This is a genomic window from Rhodococcus sp. no. 34 (assembly GCF_054589475.1).
In genome coordinates this window covers 80,596-98,024 of the sequence record NZ_BAAILK010000012.1, presented here as the reverse complement: position 1 = coordinate 98,024, position 17,429 = coordinate 80,596, and the positions used below count along the sequence as shown (strand labels likewise).

The window sequence follows — 17,429 nt, the reverse complement described above, 5'->3', positions numbered from 1 at the left end:
GTACGCGAATGAACAAGGCACACAGGGGATTGCATCCTCGCGTCAAGGTGGACGAATACACCTCGAAAGGGTGGTGGTCCGCCGAGACGATCGATCAGGTGTTCCGGGCGCAGGTGCGGGTACGCGGTGACGAACTTGCCGTGGTTGATCCGGCGAACCGGAGCGAGTTGTCCGGCGGAGATCCGCGACGCCTCAGTTGGAACCAACTGGAGAGCGAAGTCATCGCGCTCGCTGCCGGCTTCTCCGAGGTGGGTTTGGGCCGGGGAGATGTTCTGGGCGTGCAGATGCCCAATACCGTCGAATTGGTCGAGGTCTACCTTGCAGCGTGGTCTCTGGGGATCGTGGTCTCGCCATTGCCCATGCAGTACCGCGAACGTGAAGTGGAAGGAATGGCAAACCAGGCGGCGTTTGCAGCATTTGTCACCGTACCCAGTTTTGGTGACAGACTCCCTGCTACGGAGATCGCTGCAATCAGATCCCGGATTCCTTCTCTGAGATCGGTGTTCGCCTACGCTCCCGCATCCGAGCTTCCGGCCCAGTTGCCCGCCGGTGTCGTGGGGCTGAGTCCTCGGGCGGCCACCGAAACACAGCGCAGTGAATTGGATGTAGGAATCACCGAAGATCCCAACGACCCCAACGATGCGATGACGATCTGTTGGACCTCCGGGACCGAAAGCGAACCGAAGGGGGTCCCACGTTCGCACTACGAGTGGCTGGCCATCTGCTGGGCCACGATCGACGCTCCCGACATCGTCGTCGGCGACGTCTTGTTGAACCCGTTCCCGATGGTCAACATGGCCGGAATCAACGGAATGTTCCTGCCGTGGCTCCGCACGGGATGTGTACTGGTACAGCACCACCCGTTCGATCTTCGAGTTTTCCTCGGGCAGATCGAGGCCGAGCGCGTGACGTACACGGTAGCGCCGCCTGCGCTGTTGTGGATGCTGCTCGCCGACGAGTCGATGCTCGCGGCGGTCGACCTGTCGAGCTTGACTCGGATCGGTTCGGGTTCGGTGCCACTGCAACCTCCGATGGTCCGGGGATGGCAGGAGCGATACGGAATCGGAGTCATCAACTTCTTCGGATCCAACGAAGGCATCAGTCTGCTCTCCTCGCCTGCGGACATGCCGGATCCGGACGACCGCGCACGGTACTTCCCCCGCTTCGGTGTCGAGAACTTTCGCTGGAGCACCAGAATCTCCGACTGGATGGACGTGCGCTTGGTCGACGTGGTCACCGGCGAGGACATCACCGAAGTCGGGCACCCGGGTGAGTTGCGAATCAGCGGACCGACGGTCTTTGCCGGCTATCTCGGCGATCGGCCGTCTCCGTTCGACGAGCGCGGATTCTTGTGCACCGGAGATATCTTCGAGATTGCCGGTGATCACGGACAGTTTCTCCGCTACCTGGATCGAGGCAAGGACCTGGTGATCCGCGGTGGAATGAACATTGCTCCGGCCGAATTGGAGGGGTTGATCGCCGAGCATCCGGCCGTCGCGGACGTGGCCGTCATCGGCGACCCCGACGAAGTGCTCGGTGAGCGCGTCGCAGCAGTGGTGACACTTCGACCCGAGACGGAACTCGAACTCGATGCTCTGGTTGCGTTCCTGAAGGACAAGCGCATCGCGTCGTACAAACTTCCCGAGCGGCTGGAGATTCGGAAAGAACTGCCGCGCAATTCGACTGGAAAGATCCTCAAGCGTGAGCTTCGACAGAAGAGTGTGGCATGAGTGTGATGAACGACAGTGACAAGCTTGCGTTGGCGCGTGAGATGTTCCAGGCGTGGGACGTCATGGACTGGGCACGCGTCGTCGACCTGTTCGCCGAAGACGGTGTGCTCCACAGCGTGATGCAGGAACCTCTTGTCGGCAAGGAGGCTGTAGCTGGCCGAATTGCATTGCTGGCAAGCAAGTGTGAACGGATCACCCTGAAGATCGAGTCGCTCGGTGTGATCGACGGCAGGGTTTTTGTCCAGCGAGTGGACGATTTCCACTTCGACGGGACCCACGGCGTCGTTCCTGTTGTCGGAATCCTCAGCATGGTAGACGGGCTGGTCACAGAGTGGCTCGAATACTACGACCGTCCGACACTCTTGAAGGGAATGGGTCTTGTCTCCGACTTCGAGTAGAGGTTTGCCGACCATCGACATCTCCCTGGGGTTGTGGCAGGACCGTCCGCCGCGGGAGGTGACCACTACCGCGCGCCTCGCCGACAAACTCGGGTTCGGCCGAGTGTGGGTGGGGGAGATGGCGACGTACGACGCCTTTGCTCTGGCGACGTCGGTCGGCGTCGGCTTCGAGTACTCCGAACTGGTGGTCGGCCCACTCGCGGTGACGGTTCGTGATCCGGCGATGATCGCGATCGGGGCGGCGTCGGTGGCCGATCTCACCGGGCGCCACGTGTCGATCGCCTTGGGTACGTCCAGCACTGTCGTGGTCGAAAAATGGCATGGACGAAGCAGGTCCGGGGCAGCTCGGGCGCTCGCGGAGTCCGCCCGCGGTGTGCGAGCGCTCATGAACGGCGAGCGGGGTGAAGTCGCCGGCACGGTGATGCGGACCAGTGGATACCGGCTGCGACTTCAACCGCCGGGCGGCCGGCTGATCGTTGCGGCATTCGGGGACAAGGCGCTTCGGGCCGCGGTGGAGTTGGGCGACGAACTGGTGCTCAATCTGGTCAGCCCGGAGCAAGCGGGGCGCCTGATCACACGGTGCAAGGAAATCGCTGCCGAGTTGGAAACCGGCATGCCTTTCGTGTCGGTGTGGGCACCGGCTGCCGTCGCCGAGAATGGACCGTCACAGGTGTCGATCGATCAACTTCGACGCGGGCTCGTACCGTATCTGGCTGCTCCGGGGTACTCGGACATGTTCGTCCGCGCGGGCTTCGCTGATGTGATCGAGGCAGCCAGGGCCGGGGCCGCGCCGCGCGAGCTCTTGAGCCAGGTCTCGGACGCGATGGTGGCAACGGTGGGAATCGTCGGGACTCCGGCCGATGCCCGCGAGCAACTCGAGGCGTACCGAGCGGCGGGAGTGGACTCCGTCGTGGCCGTGCCTTCATCCACTGATTCGGATCCTGCCGGCAAAGTGACCATGGAACTTCTTGCGGAGATGGCATGACGGACCCCCGACGAACTTACTCTCAGGTAAGTTCGTCGGGGGTCCGTCTAACCGAAGGAGTAGCCGTGAGTGATCGCGTTCGTGTCGAGGTAGTGCAGTCGGTGGCGTACGTGACGCTCAGCCGACCGGAGAAACTCAACGGTCTCGATCTGGACATGCTCGACGCCCTGGTGGACGCCGCTCGAACTATCGAAGCTGATCGTTCGATCCGGGGCGTGATTCTTCAAGGCGCGGGTGACGCGTTCTCGGCCGGGTTGGACTTCGCCTCTGCGGGTAAGCAACCGAGGCGCATGGCGAAGGCCTTCGCGAAGTTTCCCGGTCAGAAGACCAACCTCTTTCAACGCGCGTGCTGGGTGTGGCGCGAATTGCCCGTTCCGGTCATCGCGGTCATTCACGGGCACTGCTTCGGTGGTGGACTGCAATTGGCGCTCGCCGCAGACTTTCGATTCTCCACGCCCGATTGCACGTTCTCGGTGATGGAGGCGAAGTGGGGATTGATCCCCGATATGACCGGAACGGTCACGATGCGCGAACTCGCGACGATGGACGTCGTGAAGCGCCTTGCCATGACTGCTGAACTGTTCGACGGAAATCAGGCTCTCGAGTGGGGATTCGTGAGCGGAGTCAGCGACGATCCGATCAAACCGGCACAGGAACTGTTGTCGCAGATCACGACTCGCTCGCCGGATGCCGTCGCAGCAACGAAGACCTTGCTGCACAAGACCTGGAACCGCTCGCCTCGCGGTGCGTTCTGGATCGAGTCGCGGATTCAGTTGGCGCTGATGCGAGGCAAGAACCACAAGATCGTACGCACCGCCAATGCCGCGAAGAAGTTGCCGGAGTTCGCCTTTCGAAAGTTCGGCTGACGAACTCCGGCGTCGCGACGCCGCGGGGCGTCCACATCGAGGTCGATCACACCATCAGGTCGCGGCCAGATCGGTCCTTGATGAGCATCGTCGCGACAAACGACACTGCGGCCAACAGGGCGAGATAGATCGAGATGGCAAGGGTGCCACCGGTCTTGCCGAGGAGCCACTGTGCGACGGTGGGAGCAAAGGCGCCGCCGAAGATGGTGCCTACCGCGTAGGAGATCGACGCACCGCTGTAACGGATCGAAGCCGGGAACAGTTCGGCGAACAATGCGGGTTGAGGTCCGTACGACAGCCCGAGTCCGACCGAGAACAGGATCATCGCCACGTAGATCCAGCCGAGATTCCCGGTGTCGACGAGGAGGAAGAACGGCACCGCGAAGAGGACCATTGCGAGGTTGCCCACGTTCATCACCGTGGTGCGGCCGCGTCGATCCGACCAGTAGGCGCCGATCATGGTGAAAACGCCCCACGTGACGGCACTTGCGAGCGTGGCAATCAGTAGTTCGGTCTTACCCAGGCCATAGGTCTTGGTTGCGTACGCGACGATGAATCCGCCGATCACCATGTAGCCGTTGCCGTTTGTGCCGATGAAGGACAGCGCCGCGAGTACGACCTGCTTCGGGTGTTTCTTGAACAGAGTTCGGATAGGCGTGTTGCTCTCGGTGCGGCGTTCCTTGAGTTCGGCGAATACGGGTGACTCGCTGACCTTGCTTCGAATGTAGAAGCCGACGCCGATCAACACGACGCTGAGCAGGAACGGCACTCGCCATCCCCAGGTGGTGAACTGTTCGTCCGTGAGGGTGAATGTGCACAGTGCCAAAACGCCGGTGGCGAGCAACATTCCGAGCGGTACTCCCATCTGCACGAACGCTCCGAAGAACCCTCGACGCTTGGTGGGTGCGTGTTCGACGGCAAGAAGAGCGGCCCCGCCCCATTCGCCGCCCGTCGAGAATCCTTGGACGACGCGAAGCAGGATCAACAGGATCGGTGCCCAGATTCCGATCGATGCATACGTCGGCAGCACGCCGATGAGAACCGTCGCGGCACCCATCATCGCCAACGTCGCGACCAGGACACGTTTGCGGCCGAGCCTGTCGCCGAGATAGCCGGCCACGATGGCACCGAGAGGACGGAAGACAAAGCTGATGCCGACCGTGACGTAGGAGACGATCTGGCCGGCCGAGCCCATCGGCTTGAAGAACAGGTCGGCAAAGATCAGGGCTGCAGCTTGGGCGTAGATGAAGAAGTCGTACCACTCGACGGTGGTGCCGACCATCGACGCCATCGCGGCGCGGTCGTATTCCTTCGCGGCGGGCTTGGTGCCAGTTCTGGTTGTGGTCATCGAGCTACTTTCTGCCAGTCACGTGGTTCACCGACACGGTGAAACTGCGAAGTCGGAACAGGGGAGAAACGCTGTTCGATCTGCGACGTTGCCGGTGTGCTCGGTGCATGCTTTTGGCTGACTCGGAGCGTTCCTGCGCGATCTCATCGTCGATTTCGGCAACCGAATGATCGGTAGGTAATGAATTATGCAGAAGTGTGAGCGTCAACACAAGCGATGCCGGAAAAGTCTGATTGTTTGATGCGGAGCGTGCGAGAAGTCAGCGACTCACGGGTGGAGTGACGCCGCGATCCGCAGATCGATTTCCCTGGCGCTGAGCAGATGGTCGAGGACGAGAACCGCACAACCGAGGATGCCGGATTGTGCGCCGTGGCTGACCGAAGCGATCTGAAGCTTTCGGGTGGCAAGCGCCGTTGCGTTGCCGTAGACGGACTCCCGAAGCCCGGCGAGGAAGAGTTCGTCCGCCTCGGCCATGTCGCCGCCGATGATCAGGACCTCGGGATTGAGGAGATTGACCGCGCCGGAAATGACGTCGCCGATCAGTCGGCCGCTGCTTCTGATGAGCCGGCGGGCTTCGCTGTCGCCGTCCAGGGCGAGGCGGACGACATCACGCACGTGACCGACGCTTCGGCCCTGATCTCGGAGGGCGTGCACGAGAGCCCAACCGCTGGCGACAGTTTCGACGCAGCCGACGTCGCCGCAGCGACACTTCATGCCCCGCGCTGCAGCGGTTTTGGTATGCCCGATCTCGCCGGACGCTCCGAGTGAACCGCGTTGGAGGACTCCGCCCATGACGATTCCTGCGCCGAGGCCGGTTGACGCCTTGATCATCAGGAGGTTGGGCGCACTCTCGCGTCGCTCGCTCAATTCGGCCAGAGCCATCACGTTGGCATCGTTGTCCGCGAACAGCGGAGCCGTGGTCACCGATGCCAGATAGGGGGCAAGCGCGACTCCGTCCCACCCCGCCATCATCGGAGAGTCGAGGCTTGCTCCCGCGGCGACGTCGACCGTTCCGGGAATGCTCAGTCCGATTCCGATGACCTCGGTAGACGCGCGGTGGACCTGGGCCAGTAGTGACGAAAGATGCTCGGCAATTTCGGGCATCAGTTCGTCGGGGCCGACCCCGACCGACTTGTCGATGTCTTCTGCCGCGAGGATCGTGCCCGCCAGGTCGGTGACGGCAAGTTGTGCCCGCGATCGACCGATTGCCACGACGAGAACCACGCCGGACGAGTTCGCGAAGGTGAGAGTGGACGGCGGCCGGCCGCCCGTCGACGGGCCCTCGTCGTCATCGGCGATCAAACCAAGCGATTGAAGTGCTGCAACCCTGGCCGATACCGCCGTCCTGGACAGGCCGGTGAGCTTCCCGATCTCGCTGCGCGTGGTCGCGGAACCGCTGCGTATCAGCGTGAATACCTCTCCCGCGGTAGCCGGAGTCGTGGACGGTCGGGTCATTGTCCTATTCAAGCATTCCTCGTCGGTAACTTCAGCGTGCGAAAGTTCGCATACTTTGTCCACAAAAAGACGTAAGTAGGTCTTGTGAAAAAGCAGAAGTAGGCATAGTCTGTGTCTTGACTCACTGCCACGGGCGTCCGAGGAGACGAGTCGCAGTTTCTGTGAAGCAGGGCGCACAAACAGGGGAGAACCTGATGAGCCGCACCGATACACAAGAGATCGTCGAGTTCGCACGTAAGTGGCAGCAGTTCGACGGTGGACCTGACGAAGAGATCTTCGTAACCTTCGGCCTCGCCCCGGACGAGTATTTCCGCAGGCTGCAGGCAATTCTCGACGACGGCGTCGTAGCGCTGGCTCCGCCGGTCACCGGCGAACTCGCAACGGTCTGTGCACATCGACTCGGCCAATCGGCCAGGCGTCGATAAGTCCGACCCGGCGTCAGCCCAGAGTCACCCGAATCCATGTCACCCGAGTAAGGAATTGAGGTCGCCATCATGCACAAGCACCTTCCGATGCCGTACCCGACCGCCGAAGTGTGGGACTGGCAGCTGCAGGGAGCGTGCCGCGGGCACGATTCCGCGGTGTACTTCCATCCGGACGGCGAGCGTGGACACGCCCGCGAGAACCGTGAACGCAACGCCAAGAAGGTCTGCGCGACGTGCCCTGTACTCCAGCAGTGCCGCGAACACGCACTCTCCGTCCACGAGCCGTACGGCATCTGGGGTGGAATGACGGAGACCGAGCGCGCAGAATATGTGCGATCGCTGCGTAAGCGCAGCAACCGGATGCCCGCGGTCGCCAACGCGAGCTGACGGTCCTTCGGAAAGGACGCCAGTGTGACCCTCGTAGCCGGTATCGATTCGTCTACCCAGTCGTGCAAAGTCATTGTCCGTGATGCCGATTCGGGAGAGCTGGTACGAGAAGGGCGGGCGGCGCATCCCGTCGGTACCGAGATAGATCCGGCATGCTGGCTCGAGGCGATGGACAGTGCAATCGCCGCAGCGGGTGGGCTCGGCGACGTCGCAGCCGTATCGGTCGGAGCTCAACAGCACGGCATGGTGTGTCTGGACAGTGGCGGCGAGGTCGTCAGACCGGCGTTGCTGTGGAACGACACTCGGTCGGCGAAGGCTGCGACCGATCTGGTCGAAGAGCTCGGCGGACCCAAGGCGTGGGCCGACGCAGTTGGTGTAGTTCCGGTCGCCGCGGTCACGGCAAGCAAGCTTCGATGGCTGGCAGATCACGAACCCGGCAACGCCGATCGCACTGCCGCGGTGTGTCTTCCGCATGACTGGTTGTCCTGGAAGTTGGGTGGGTCCGGCTCGATCGAGGAGCTTGCCACCGACGCGGGCGACGCCAGTGGAACCGGCTATTATGCTGCCTCGACGCGCGAATATCGTAAAGATCTGCTGGCGTTGGCATTTCGCGGTCGAACCCCGCATGTTCCCCGAGTTGCATCGCCGAACGAAAAGATCGGAAGTACACGTTCCGGAGGTATTGTCGGGCCTGGCACCGGTGACAATGCCGCAGCCGCACTGGGTTTGGGGGCAGTTCCCGGTGACGTGATCCTCTCGATCGGAACATCCGGCGTCGTCTCGGCTGTATCGGCCACCCCCACGCACGATCCCGGCGGGAACGTGGCAGGATTCGCGGACGCAACCGGCCTGCACTTGCCGCTGGTGTGCACTCTCAACGGCGCGCGCATTCTTGATGCGTCGGCGTCCATTCTCGGTGTCGATCACGCCGAACTGTCGCGGTTGGCGTTGACGGCGCCCCTCGGAAACGACGGGCTGGTCATGATTCCGTACTTCGAGGGTGAACGGACGCCCAACCGCCCTGACGCCACGGGGGCCATGCACGGATTCCGGCTGCAGAACTCGACGCCTGCGCACTTTGCACGAGCCGCAATCGAAGGGCTCCTGTGCGGCTTGGCCGACGGCGTCGACGACCTGGTTCGTCAAGGCGTCGAGGTGAAGCGAGTTCTCCTCGTCGGAGGCGGAGCGAAGTCGCGCGCTCTCTGTGAGATCGCGCCGGCAATTCTCGGAGTGCCGGTCGTGATCCCTGCTCCGGGTGAGTACGTCGCCGAAGGGGCATGCAGGCAAGCAGCATGGGCACTGTCCGGGGACACGCAGCCGCCGGTGTGGCCGAAACCGGAAGAGCGACGATTCGACGCCGAACCAGCTCCCCACGTGCGCGAGCGCTACGCGTCGTTGCGCGAACTCACCGAAGGTGTCTGAGCGCTCCCTACAGAAGCCCGAACTTCCGCACTGCGTCGAGTAGCGCGTGCGGGCGTTCGGTCGTCGGCAGGGGATCGACGAGTGCGAACTGGCAACCGACGTCACGGGCAGCGCCGTCGGCGATGTCGCTGTCACCGACCATCAGGGTCTGCGCCGCATCCACATCGAGTTGTGCGAGGGCGTACTCGAAGATCGCCGGTTCGGGCTTGACTGCACCTACCTCGAACGAGAGGACGAACTCGTCGACCCAGACGTCCCAGCCGCGGTCGGCGAACGCCGGACGGATGTCGAAGGCGATGTTGCTCAAGACGGCAGTGCGTATGCCCTTCTCCGACAGTGACTTCAGGACCTCGCCGGTATCCGGGTACGGCGACCACTGATCCGGATCGACCAGCAGGGCGTAGAAGGCTTCGGCCCGAACCGGATCGGGCACCCCGGACTTACTCAACACGTCGAGGTAAGCCTGACGATGCAACTTCGGATCCCGGTCGCGGTTCTCCCACGCGTAGATCCCCGCTTCGTCCATCTCCACGGTTCTGCCCACCGGCGCGGTCATCCGACGCATCAGCTCGGCTTGAGCGTGCACGTCGAGCGGATCGCCTTGGTGATCGACGAGGTGCTCGGTCCAATCGTCGCTCTCCTCCAAACGGAAGAGGGTTCCGGAGAAATCGAACAGCGTCGCGGCGATATGTCCGTCTTGATGGGCCGTGCTGTCAGTGTTCACCTCGACAGGTTATCGGCGTCCGCTTTCCGATGCGTGATGTGAGCCAGTGCACGCGTACTTTGAGAGAGCACATTTTCCGAGGTTCCCCCGACGGGCACGATTTCGATGCCCCGGATGAACCGTATGACGAGGGGGATCCTCCGTGTCCGACCACGCGAATACACCAGACCTGACGAAGCCGTCCGGCGAAGACCCCCACCTCTCACGTCAGCTGTCCAACCGGCATATCCAGCTGATCGCCATCGGTGGTGCCATCGGCACCGGACTGTTCATGGGATCGGGCAAGACGATCTCGCTCGCCGGGCCCTCCGTGATCTTCGTGTACATGATCATCGGATTCATGCTGTTCTTCGTCATGCGGGCGATGGGGGAGCTGCTGCTCTCGAACATGGCGTACAAGTCGTTCTCCGACTTCGCCGCGGATCTGCTGGGCCCCTGGGCGGGATTCTTCACCGGCTGGACCTACTGGTTCTGCTGGATCGTCACCGGCATCGCGGACGTCATCGCGATTTCCGGGTACTTCAAGTACTGGTGGCCAGGGCTCGCGGCGTGGATTCCTGCTTTGCTGACGATCGCGGCGCTGTTGCTCCTCAATCTCCCGACCGTTCGCGCCTTCGGTGAAACCGAGTTCTGGTTCGCGCTGATCAAGATCATCGCCATCGTCAGCCTGATCGTCGTCGGCATCGTCATGGTCGTCTCCGGGTTCACTGCGCCGAACGGTGCCACCTCCGGTATCGACAACCTCTGGAACGACGGCGGGATGTTCCCGACCGGATTCATGGGCTTCGTCGCCGGCTTCCAGATCGCCGTGTTCGCCTTCGTGGGTATCGAGCTCGTCGGTACGACGGCAGCCGAGGCGAAGGACCCGGAGAAGAACCTGCCGAAGGCCATCAACTCCATCCCCATTCGTGTCCTGCTGTTCTACGTCGTTGCACTGACCGTGATCATCGCGGTGACTCCGTGGCGTGAAATCAGCGCAGACAAGAGTCCGTTCGTCGCCATGTTCACACTCGCCGGCCTCGGCATCGCTGCTTCTGTCATCAACTTCGTCGTGCTGACCTCCGCTGCATCTTCGGCCAACTCGGGTATCTACTCCACCTCGCGCATGGTGTTCGGCCTTGCGCAGGAAGGCGACGCACCGAGGGCCCTCGGCAAGCTGAACTCACGCAAGGTCCCCGCGAACGCCCTGATGTTCTCGTGCATCTTCCTGCTGGCGTCGTTGATCCTGCTGTTCTCGGGCGATTCCGTGATCGAGGCCTTCACCGTCGTCACGACCATTTCGGCGCTGCTGTTCATGTTCGTGTGGACGATCATCCTGGCGAGCTACATGGTGTACCGGAAGCGTCGTCCGCACCTGCACGAGGCGTCGAAGTTCAAGATGCCCGGCGGCATCGTGATGTGCTGGGTCGTGCTCGCGTTCTTCGTCTTCATTCTCTGGGCACTGACAACCAAGGACGACACCCTGCAGGCACTTCTCGTCACGCCGATCTGGTTCGTGGTTCTGGGCATCGCGTGGGCGATCATCCGGCGTCGACCCGCTCACCGGGCACGATACGACGCATTCAAGTCAGAACTGGACGCCAGCCGACAGAACGGCGAGAAATAGTTTTGGTCAAGATCGGGTAACGGTGGCGGCCGCCTTGATCAAACTGTTACATTCTTCGGCAGACAGAGGAGCGGGCTTCATCAGAAGGACGCTGCACGCCGACGACTGACGGAGTACACACTGTGGGAAACCACCACCGCACGGGCAATGACGATGTTGTCTTCGAGATCGATCCCGAGGCAGCAAGCGGCCGCCACCGCACCCCGTCGGCTGGCCCTGGTGCCGGTGTCAAGGCAGGTGTCGTAGCTGCGGCTACCGGTGCGCTCCTCGTCGGTGCAGGCCAGATGGGTGCAGGAACCGCTGCTGCGGCGCCGGCAACACAGACCATCGCCGGCATCGAAATCCCGCAGGGTCTGCTCCCCGAGGGCGTTGTCGTTCCGGCTGAATTGGCGGCACTTCCGGCTCTCGACATCCCCGAGCTTCCCGATTTTGCTGCCGACCTCAACACGCAGGCACAGCAGTTCCTCGCTGGGATCAACCCCGGCACCTCAGCTCGTACCGTGCAGCCGGTGTCCGGAACGCTGACCTCCACCTTCGGTTCGCGCTGGGGAGCACACCACGGCGGCCTCGACATCGCGGCTCCGATCGGTACGCCGATTCTGGCTGCAGCCGACGGCCAGGTCATCGACGCCGGCCCGGCGTCAGGTTTCGGCCTCTGGGTCCGCGTCCAGCACGACGACGGTACGGTCACCACGTACGGCCACGTCAACGACTACCAGGTCAACGTCGGCCAGCGCGTCAACGCCGGCCAGCAGATCGCCACCGTGGGTAACCGTGGCCAGTCCACCGGCCCGCACCTGCACTTCGAGGTTGCCGAGAACGGCGCAAAGGTCGATCCCGCAGCGTGGCTGCAGGCTCGCGGCGTAGCTGTCACCTGGGTCGACAACTCGTAGAAGAAACTTTCGGAGAACTGCGGTGGCGTCGGGAAATTCTTCCCGGTGCCACCGCAGTTCTCGTTTGTCGGTGACACCGGACGGATAGCCTTCAGTGACGTTGATCGTCGAAGGGGGAATGCGCAATGGGTGCAGAGGTCACGGCGCGAGAATTCACCAGAGCCGACCGTAGGCTCTTTCGTAAGAAGGTGCGCTCGTGCGTCGACGCCATGAAGCAGATGCTCGACGGTGGTGACTTCCGAGACGCCGTCGACAAGCCCGCTCCGCTGTTGGGCATGGAGATCGAGTTCAACCTCGTGACCGGCGACATGACGCCCGCGATGTCCAACCGTGAAGTGCTCGAATCCATCGACGACTCTGCGGTTTTCCAAACCGAGCTCGGACAGTTCAACGTCGAGATGAACGTCGAGCCCGGCCCACTCACCGGTGATGCGACTTTCGAATTGGAGAAGAAACTGCGGGCGTCCCTCGACGTCGCGGACGCGCGAATCCACGCGCACGACGCCGAGATGGTGATGATCGGGATGCTGCCGACACTGCAGCTCGAGCATCTCGATCGTGAGTGGATCACCGCCAACCCGCGCTACGAATTGCTCAACGAGCAAATTTTTGCCGCGCGAGGAGAGGACATCGAACTCGACGTCGAAGGTGTCGCGCTACCCGGCGGCGACGTGGAAATCCTTCGGGCCGACACCAATTCGGTGGTGCCGGAGGCGGCATGTACGTCCATGCAGTTGCACCTGCGCGTCGCGCCGGAAGAATTCGCAGCGCACTGGAATGCCGCGCAGTGTCTGGCCGGAGTGCAGGTGGCGCTTGCTGCCAATTCTCCTTTCCTGGCAGGCAAGGCACTTTGGCACGAATCGCGCATTCCGATCTTCGAACAGGCAACGGACACCCGAACTTTCGAGCTCAAGAACCAAGGTGTGCGACCGCGAGTGTGGTTCGGTGAGCGGTGGATCCATTCGGTTCTCGACCTGTTCGAGGAGAATTCACGGTACTTCCCGGCGCTGCTCCCTGATGTCTCGGACACCGATCCGCTGGAAGTGCTCGCGGCGGGCGGGGTTCCGGAGTTGAGCGAGCTTCAGATGCACAACGGCACGGTCTATCGCTGGAATCGGCCCGTCTACGACTGCTCGGATGGCAAGCCGCACTTGCGTATCGAGAATCGGGTGTTGCCGGCCGGGCCGACCGTCGTCGACATCATGGCCAATGCGGCCTTCTACTACGGAACCGTCCGCGCATTGGTGAACGCGGAGCGGCCACTGTGGTCGCACATGTCGTTCCATGCGGCAGAAGAGAACCTGCACATCGGCGCCAAGTACGGACTCGACGCCACCCTGTACTGGCCGGAGATCGGTTGGGTCGGTGCCGACGAGTTGGTCCTGCGAAGGCTGCTGCCGTTGGCGGACGAGGGTTTGGCCGACTTCGGATTGTCCGCCGCGGCCCGCGATCGGTACCTCGGCGTGATCGAAGGGCGGTGCATGAATCGGCAGACCGGTGCCGCCTGGCAACGCGAGCAAGTGGCGCACGCGGAGGCCTCGGGCGCGGACCGCTCGACTGCGCTCACCGGAATGCTCCGCGGTTACGTGGAGAACATGCGGACGGGAGATCCTGTTCACACCTGGTCTTGATTGCTCTGCTAATTCTCCTATCCGTCAACAGTTTCGGGGACCTAAGTCCCCGAAATGAAGAGGGGGCGACCCCAAAAAAGCCGGACAAGTGGGATGGTTAGAGTGAAAGTGGCTCGGTTACTTCTTCAGGAAGGTGGGCACATGAGTTCACGCGAACATAACAGTGTTGTTGTCGGAGTCGAGGGTTCGGACACTGCGTCCACAGCGCTCCGCGAGGCCGCGAAAATCGCCGCCCAGCGCGAATTGCGACTCGACATCATCCACGCTCTCGACTTCGCGCCTTACGGTTTCGGCGGACCGTACGTCGACGCGGGTGGGGTGTACGAATGGGTCGAAGAGGCCGGAAAAGCGATCTTGGCGGAGGCGGAACAGTTCGCCCGTGAGATCGATCCGAAACTCGAAGTTCACACCGAAATCGCCATCGGCAGCGCAACTCAGTGGCTGATCGAGAGTTCGGCACAAGCCAGGCGGGTAGTCGTCGGAGCGTCGGCGTCAGGCAAGGCGGCGACAGCAGTCCTCGGCAATACCGCGGTCGGTGTGGCCAGTCACGGCAAGTGTCCGGTCATCGTCGTTCGGGACCGCGATGGTGCGGTGCCCTCGGAAGGACCCGTAGTGGTCGGCGTCGACGGCAGCGCGTTGAGCGCCCAGGCCGTCGGTGCGGCTTTCGAGGAAGCGTCGTTCCGCGGAGTCGAGTTGGTGGCGTTGCACGTGTGGAGTGACCTCGGCAGTGCGGCATTCGAAGACCCGAGGGCCGCTGCGCTTGCCCCGCAGTCTCTCGAAGAGGAAGAGCACGCGGTACTCAGCGAGAGCTTGGCCGGATGGTCCGAGCAATACCCGGACGTGAAGGTCCGGCGCGAGGTATACCTCGACAACCCACGCGGACGGCTGTTGGACTGGTCGGCAAAAGCGCAGCTCGTCGTAGTCGGCAGCCGTGGCCGTGGTGGATTCCGCGGCATGTTGCTCGGCTCGACCAGCAACACCCTGATCGCTTCGGCCAAGTGCCCCGTCATGGTGGTTCGCCCCGAAGAATCCTGACCCTCGACAGGCTCTCCCACTACCCCGTTCATTTCGGTCATCGAATATGAACGGGGTAGTCACATGAATGCGGACTCAGGTTCCGTAGTGTTCGATGTGAGTAAGTGTTCGATGGGAGTACCACTGCTCGTGTGCGCGTCGCACACGGCAGCAATCGTCAGGATTGGGGTTACAACGTGCGTATCGGTATGGGTTTGAACTACAGCGGCGGGTTCGCTGAAACCGTCGAAGAGGTCGGTGACCTGGAGAAGGCGGGCCTCGACATCGCCTTCGTCCCGGAGGCGTATTCCTTCGACGCCGTCAGCCAGCTCGGTTACCTGGCGGCCAAGACGTCGACCATCGAACTCGCTTCGGGAATCTTTCAGATCTACACCCGTACCCCTTCGTTGACCGCCATGACGGCGGCTGGCCTGGACTTCGTCTCCAACGGTCGCTTCGTGATGGGACTGGGCGCTTCCGGACCGCAGGTGATCGAGGGGTTCCACGGCGTCAAGTACGACGCTCCGCTGGGACGCACACGTGAGGTCGTCGAGATCTGCCGTCAGGTATGGCGCCGCGAGAAGGTCGAGTACCAGGGCAAGTACTACCAGGTTCCCCTCCCCGCCGAGAAGGGCACCGGACTCGGAAAGCCGCTCAAGCTGATCAATCATCCTGTGCGTGAGCGCATCCCGATCCTGATCGCTTCGCTCGGACCCAAGAACGTCGAGCTGACGGCGGAAATCGCCGAAGGCTGGGAACCTATCTTCTTCCATCCGGAGAAGGCAGCAAGCGTGTGGGGTGAGCCGATCGCCAAGGGCAAGGCCAAGCGCGATCCGAGCCTCGGTGAGCTTCAGGTGTACGCGTCGCCGGCACTGGCCATCGGTGACGACGTCGACCACATGCTCGACTGGGTACGCCCGAGCCTTGCGCTCTACATCGGTGGCATGGGCGCCAAGGGCAAGAACTTCTACAACGATCTCGCGGTGCGCTACGGCTACGAAGAGGCCGCCGAGAAGATCCAGGATCTCTACCTCGCGGGCAAGAAGGACGAAGCCGCAGCAGCAGTGCCGGACGAACTGGTTCGCGCAGTGTCGTTGATCGGTCCCGAGAGCTACGTCAAGGAACGCGTCGCGGCCTTCGCCGAAGCCGGTGTCACGACGCTCAACGTCACGCCGTTGGCGGCCGACCGCAACGGCCGAGTGCAGCTGATCGAGAAGTTCCGCAAGATTTGTGACTGACCCCGCTGTGCGCCTTTATTAACCGCCGGCGGTTAATAAAGGCGCACAGCAGAGCGAGTGGTTCAGGATCTCCTGCGTACGAAACCCGATTTTGGGCGCTTGTTGACAGGACTTTTTTCACTTCTGACCGGTCGGGTTCTTCACCTAACGTGGATCGAGTAGCCAGGGTTTGCGTGCGAATCCGGCACCGGTGGCCTCGTTGACGCCCGAAAGGGATGTTGGCGGGGCCGTTGCCGCAGTCCACCCGAACACCCAATGTCCGATTCGGGACTCGCGTCGGCTGATGAATCCTTTTTGCCGTCATTGGGCAATAGTGTGAGGGCGAAGAGATTCTGTGGTCGATTGTGGAGGGACGAACATGAGTGCAACCAAACCCGTCGTCGTAGCGGTAGACGGTTCGGAATCGGCGTCGTCGGCTGTCGTCTGGGCGGCGAGGACCGCGGTGGCGCTCGGTCGACCGCTCCACATCGCGACGGTGGTGCACATCCCAGCCTTCTACTACTCCGAGCCTTACCTCGCCGAGAGCTTCAAGGACGAACTGCGGCGCACTGCCACCGCTCGTCTGGACAGCGCACAGATTCTCGCGCGGCAAAGCATCGACGACGACCTCGAGATCGTCACCGAACTACTCGACGGCAGCGTCTCCGATCGCCTGATCGAATTGTCCAAGGGCGCGTACATCATTGCGCTCGGCCCTCGCGGGCACGGCGAATTCACCGGATTGGTCGTCGGTTCTGCGACGGTCTCGGTTGTCTCGCACGGCGAATCTCCGGTTGCAGTTGTCCGAGGACGGACGCTCGACGGTCGGCCGCCGACCGAGGGCCCCGTCGTCGTCGGTGTCGATGGATCCGAAAGCAGCATCGAGGCAGTCGAGCACGCTTTCGAGCAGGCCTCCGCGCGGGGCGCCACCTTGATTGCCGTCAACGTGTGGAGCGACGTGAGTGTGCAGCCCTCGTTGGGCGCCACCCCCGACGACCCCCTGTGGAGCAGCATCCAGACGGGTGAGGAAGTTGTCCTCGCCGAGCAATTGGCCGGATTCACCGAGCGTTACCCGGACGTCGTCGTCGAAAGAGTCGTCGCGCGTGACCGTCCGGTCCGAGTCCTGAGCGAATACGCGGAGACGGCGCAGTTGATAGTCGTCGGCAGTCGCGGGCGCGGCGGATTCGCAGGGATGCTCCTCGGATCGACCAGTCGGGCGCTCCTGCACACCGCGGATTGCCCGGTTCTCATCGTCCGGCACGTCAACAAGTGAAGAGAATGCATTCCATGAGTTCTGAGTCCACCGTCTCCGGTACCGTTCGACGTGA

At 62.5% G+C, this 17,429-nt stretch carries 16 protein-coding genes; 13 read left to right on the top strand and 3 right to left on the bottom strand.

Going from position 1 to position 17,429, the window contains the following annotated elements; genetic code table 11:
- Positions 1 to 8 precede the first annotated feature (8 nt).
- The 4 genes from ACYP01_RS01275 to ACYP01_RS01260 all read left to right on the top strand — a co-directional run bounded on the left by ACYP01_RS01275 (position 9) and on the right by ACYP01_RS01260 (position 3,979).
- Entirely contained in the window at positions 9 to 1,730 is a 1,722-nt protein-coding gene (locus tag ACYP01_RS01275; RefSeq protein WP_459678285.1) for a class I adenylate-forming enzyme family protein, read from the top strand.
- On the top strand, positions 1,727 to 2,128 hold the full coding sequence (locus ACYP01_RS01270; protein ID WP_378504582.1) for a nuclear transport factor 2 family protein: 402 nt from the start codon (positions 1,727 to 1,729) through the stop codon (positions 2,126 to 2,128). The genes ACYP01_RS01275 and ACYP01_RS01270 overlap by 4 nt, the downstream gene beginning before the upstream one ends.
- Positions 2,129 to 2,132: 4 nt before the next feature.
- On the top strand, positions 2,133 to 3,113 hold the full coding sequence (locus tag ACYP01_RS01265; protein WP_459678283.1) for an LLM class F420-dependent oxidoreductase: 981 nt from the start codon (positions 2,133 to 2,135) through the stop codon (positions 3,111 to 3,113).
- Positions 3,114 to 3,178: 65 nt separating this feature from the next.
- A complete protein-coding gene (locus ACYP01_RS01260) occupies positions 3,179 to 3,979 on the top strand; it encodes a crotonase/enoyl-CoA hydratase family protein (RefSeq protein ID WP_459678281.1) in 801 nt (266 codons plus the stop codon).
- A 46-nt stretch (positions 3,980 to 4,025) separates the two neighbouring features.
- On the opposite strand, the gene ACYP01_RS01255 is transcribed toward ACYP01_RS01260, so the two are convergent.
- Both ACYP01_RS01255 and ACYP01_RS01250 read right to left on the bottom strand, forming a co-directional pair.
- On the bottom strand, positions 4,026 to 5,327 hold the full coding sequence (locus tag ACYP01_RS01255) for an MFS transporter (RefSeq protein ID WP_099698277.1): 1,302 nt from the start codon (positions 5,325 to 5,327) through the stop codon (positions 4,026 to 4,028).
- A 267-nt stretch (positions 5,328 to 5,594) separates the two neighbouring features.
- A complete protein-coding gene (locus ACYP01_RS01250) occupies positions 5,595 to 6,782 on the bottom strand; it encodes an ROK family protein (protein WP_459678278.1) in 1,188 nt (395 codons plus the stop codon).
- Between the two features lie 194 nt (positions 6,783 to 6,976).
- Between ACYP01_RS01250 and ACYP01_RS01245 the strand changes: the two genes are divergently transcribed.
- The 3 genes from ACYP01_RS01245 (at position 6,977) to xylB (ending at position 9,016) form a co-directional block, all read left to right on the top strand.
- On the top strand, positions 6,977 to 7,207 hold the full coding sequence (locus tag ACYP01_RS01245; RefSeq protein ID WP_459678276.1) for a DUF3263 domain-containing protein: 231 nt from the start codon (positions 6,977 to 6,979) through the stop codon (positions 7,205 to 7,207).
- 69 nt (positions 7,208 to 7,276) lie between these two features.
- The gene (locus ACYP01_RS01240; protein WP_003946343.1) at positions 7,277 to 7,594 is read left to right on the top strand and encodes a WhiB family transcriptional regulator; all 318 of its coding nucleotides are present in this window, start codon (positions 7,277 to 7,279) and stop codon (positions 7,592 to 7,594) included.
- 24 nt (positions 7,595 to 7,618) lie between these two features.
- Entirely contained in the window at positions 7,619 to 9,016 is a 1,398-nt protein-coding gene (xylB, locus tag ACYP01_RS01235) for a xylulokinase (RefSeq protein WP_003946372.1), read from the top strand.
- A gap of 7 nt (positions 9,017 to 9,023) precedes the next feature.
- Here xylB and ACYP01_RS01230 read toward each other — a convergent pair whose 3' ends face one another.
- Positions 9,024 to 9,740 (bottom strand): HAD family hydrolase, encoded by a 717-nt coding sequence (locus tag ACYP01_RS01230; RefSeq protein WP_007727677.1) that lies wholly within the window; start codon positions 9,738 to 9,740, stop codon positions 9,024 to 9,026.
- Between the two features lie 142 nt (positions 9,741 to 9,882).
- On the opposite strand from ACYP01_RS01230, the gene cycA reads away from it, so the two are divergent.
- From cycA to ACYP01_RS01200, 6 genes are all read left to right on the top strand, one after another.
- Entirely contained in the window at positions 9,883 to 11,346 is a 1,464-nt protein-coding gene (gene cycA, locus ACYP01_RS01225) for a D-serine/D-alanine/glycine transporter (protein ID WP_030534902.1), read from the top strand.
- Positions 11,347 to 11,468: 122 nt separating this feature from the next.
- Positions 11,469 to 12,239, top strand: coding sequence for a M23 family metallopeptidase (locus tag ACYP01_RS01220; protein WP_003946431.1), 771 nt, complete (start codon positions 11,469 to 11,471; stop codon positions 12,237 to 12,239).
- 125 nt (positions 12,240 to 12,364) lie between these two features.
- Positions 12,365 to 13,870, top strand: a complete 1,506-nt coding sequence (locus ACYP01_RS01215) for a glutamate-cysteine ligase family protein (RefSeq protein ID WP_050654664.1) — start codon at positions 12,365 to 12,367, stop codon at positions 13,868 to 13,870.
- A 141-nt stretch (positions 13,871 to 14,011) separates the two neighbouring features.
- Positions 14,012 to 14,905 (top strand): universal stress protein, encoded by an 894-nt coding sequence (locus ACYP01_RS01210; protein ID WP_007727672.1) that lies wholly within the window; start codon positions 14,012 to 14,014, stop codon positions 14,903 to 14,905.
- Positions 14,906 to 15,081: 176 nt separating this feature from the next.
- Positions 15,082 to 16,122, top strand: coding sequence for an LLM class F420-dependent oxidoreductase (locus tag ACYP01_RS01205; protein ID WP_007727670.1), 1,041 nt, complete (start codon positions 15,082 to 15,084; stop codon positions 16,120 to 16,122).
- A 358-nt stretch (positions 16,123 to 16,480) separates the two neighbouring features.
- Entirely contained in the window at positions 16,481 to 17,374 is an 894-nt protein-coding gene (locus tag ACYP01_RS01200) for a universal stress protein (protein ID WP_003946389.1), read from the top strand.
- Positions 17,375 to 17,429 lie beyond the last annotated feature (55 nt).

Coding starts and splice junctions, on each gene's coding strand:
- ACYP01_RS01275 (WP_459678285.1), top strand. CDS start 9: ATGAACAAGGCACACAGGGGATTGCATCCTCGCGTCAAGGTGGACGAA.
- ACYP01_RS01270 (WP_378504582.1), top strand. CDS start 1,727: ATGAGTGTGATGAACGACAGTGACAAGCTTGCGTTGGCGCGTGAGATG.
- ACYP01_RS01255 (WP_099698277.1), bottom strand. CDS start 5,327: ATGACCACAACCAGAACTGGCACCAAGCCCGCCGCGAAGGAATACGAC.
- ACYP01_RS01250 (WP_459678278.1), bottom strand. CDS start 6,782: ATGACCCGACCGTCCACGACTCCGGCTACCGCGGGAGAGGTATTCACG.
- ACYP01_RS01245 (WP_459678276.1), top strand. CDS start 6,977: ATGAGCCGCACCGATACACAAGAGATCGTCGAGTTCGCACGTAAGTGG.
- ACYP01_RS01240 (WP_003946343.1), top strand. CDS start 7,277: ATGCACAAGCACCTTCCGATGCCGTACCCGACCGCCGAAGTGTGGGAC.
- ACYP01_RS01215 (WP_050654664.1), top strand. CDS start 12,365: ATGGGTGCAGAGGTCACGGCGCGAGAATTCACCAGAGCCGACCGTAGG.
- ACYP01_RS01210 (WP_007727672.1), top strand. CDS start 14,012: ATGAGTTCACGCGAACATAACAGTGTTGTTGTCGGAGTCGAGGGTTCG.
- ACYP01_RS01200 (WP_003946389.1), top strand. CDS start 16,481: ATGAGTGCAACCAAACCCGTCGTCGTAGCGGTAGACGGTTCGGAATCG.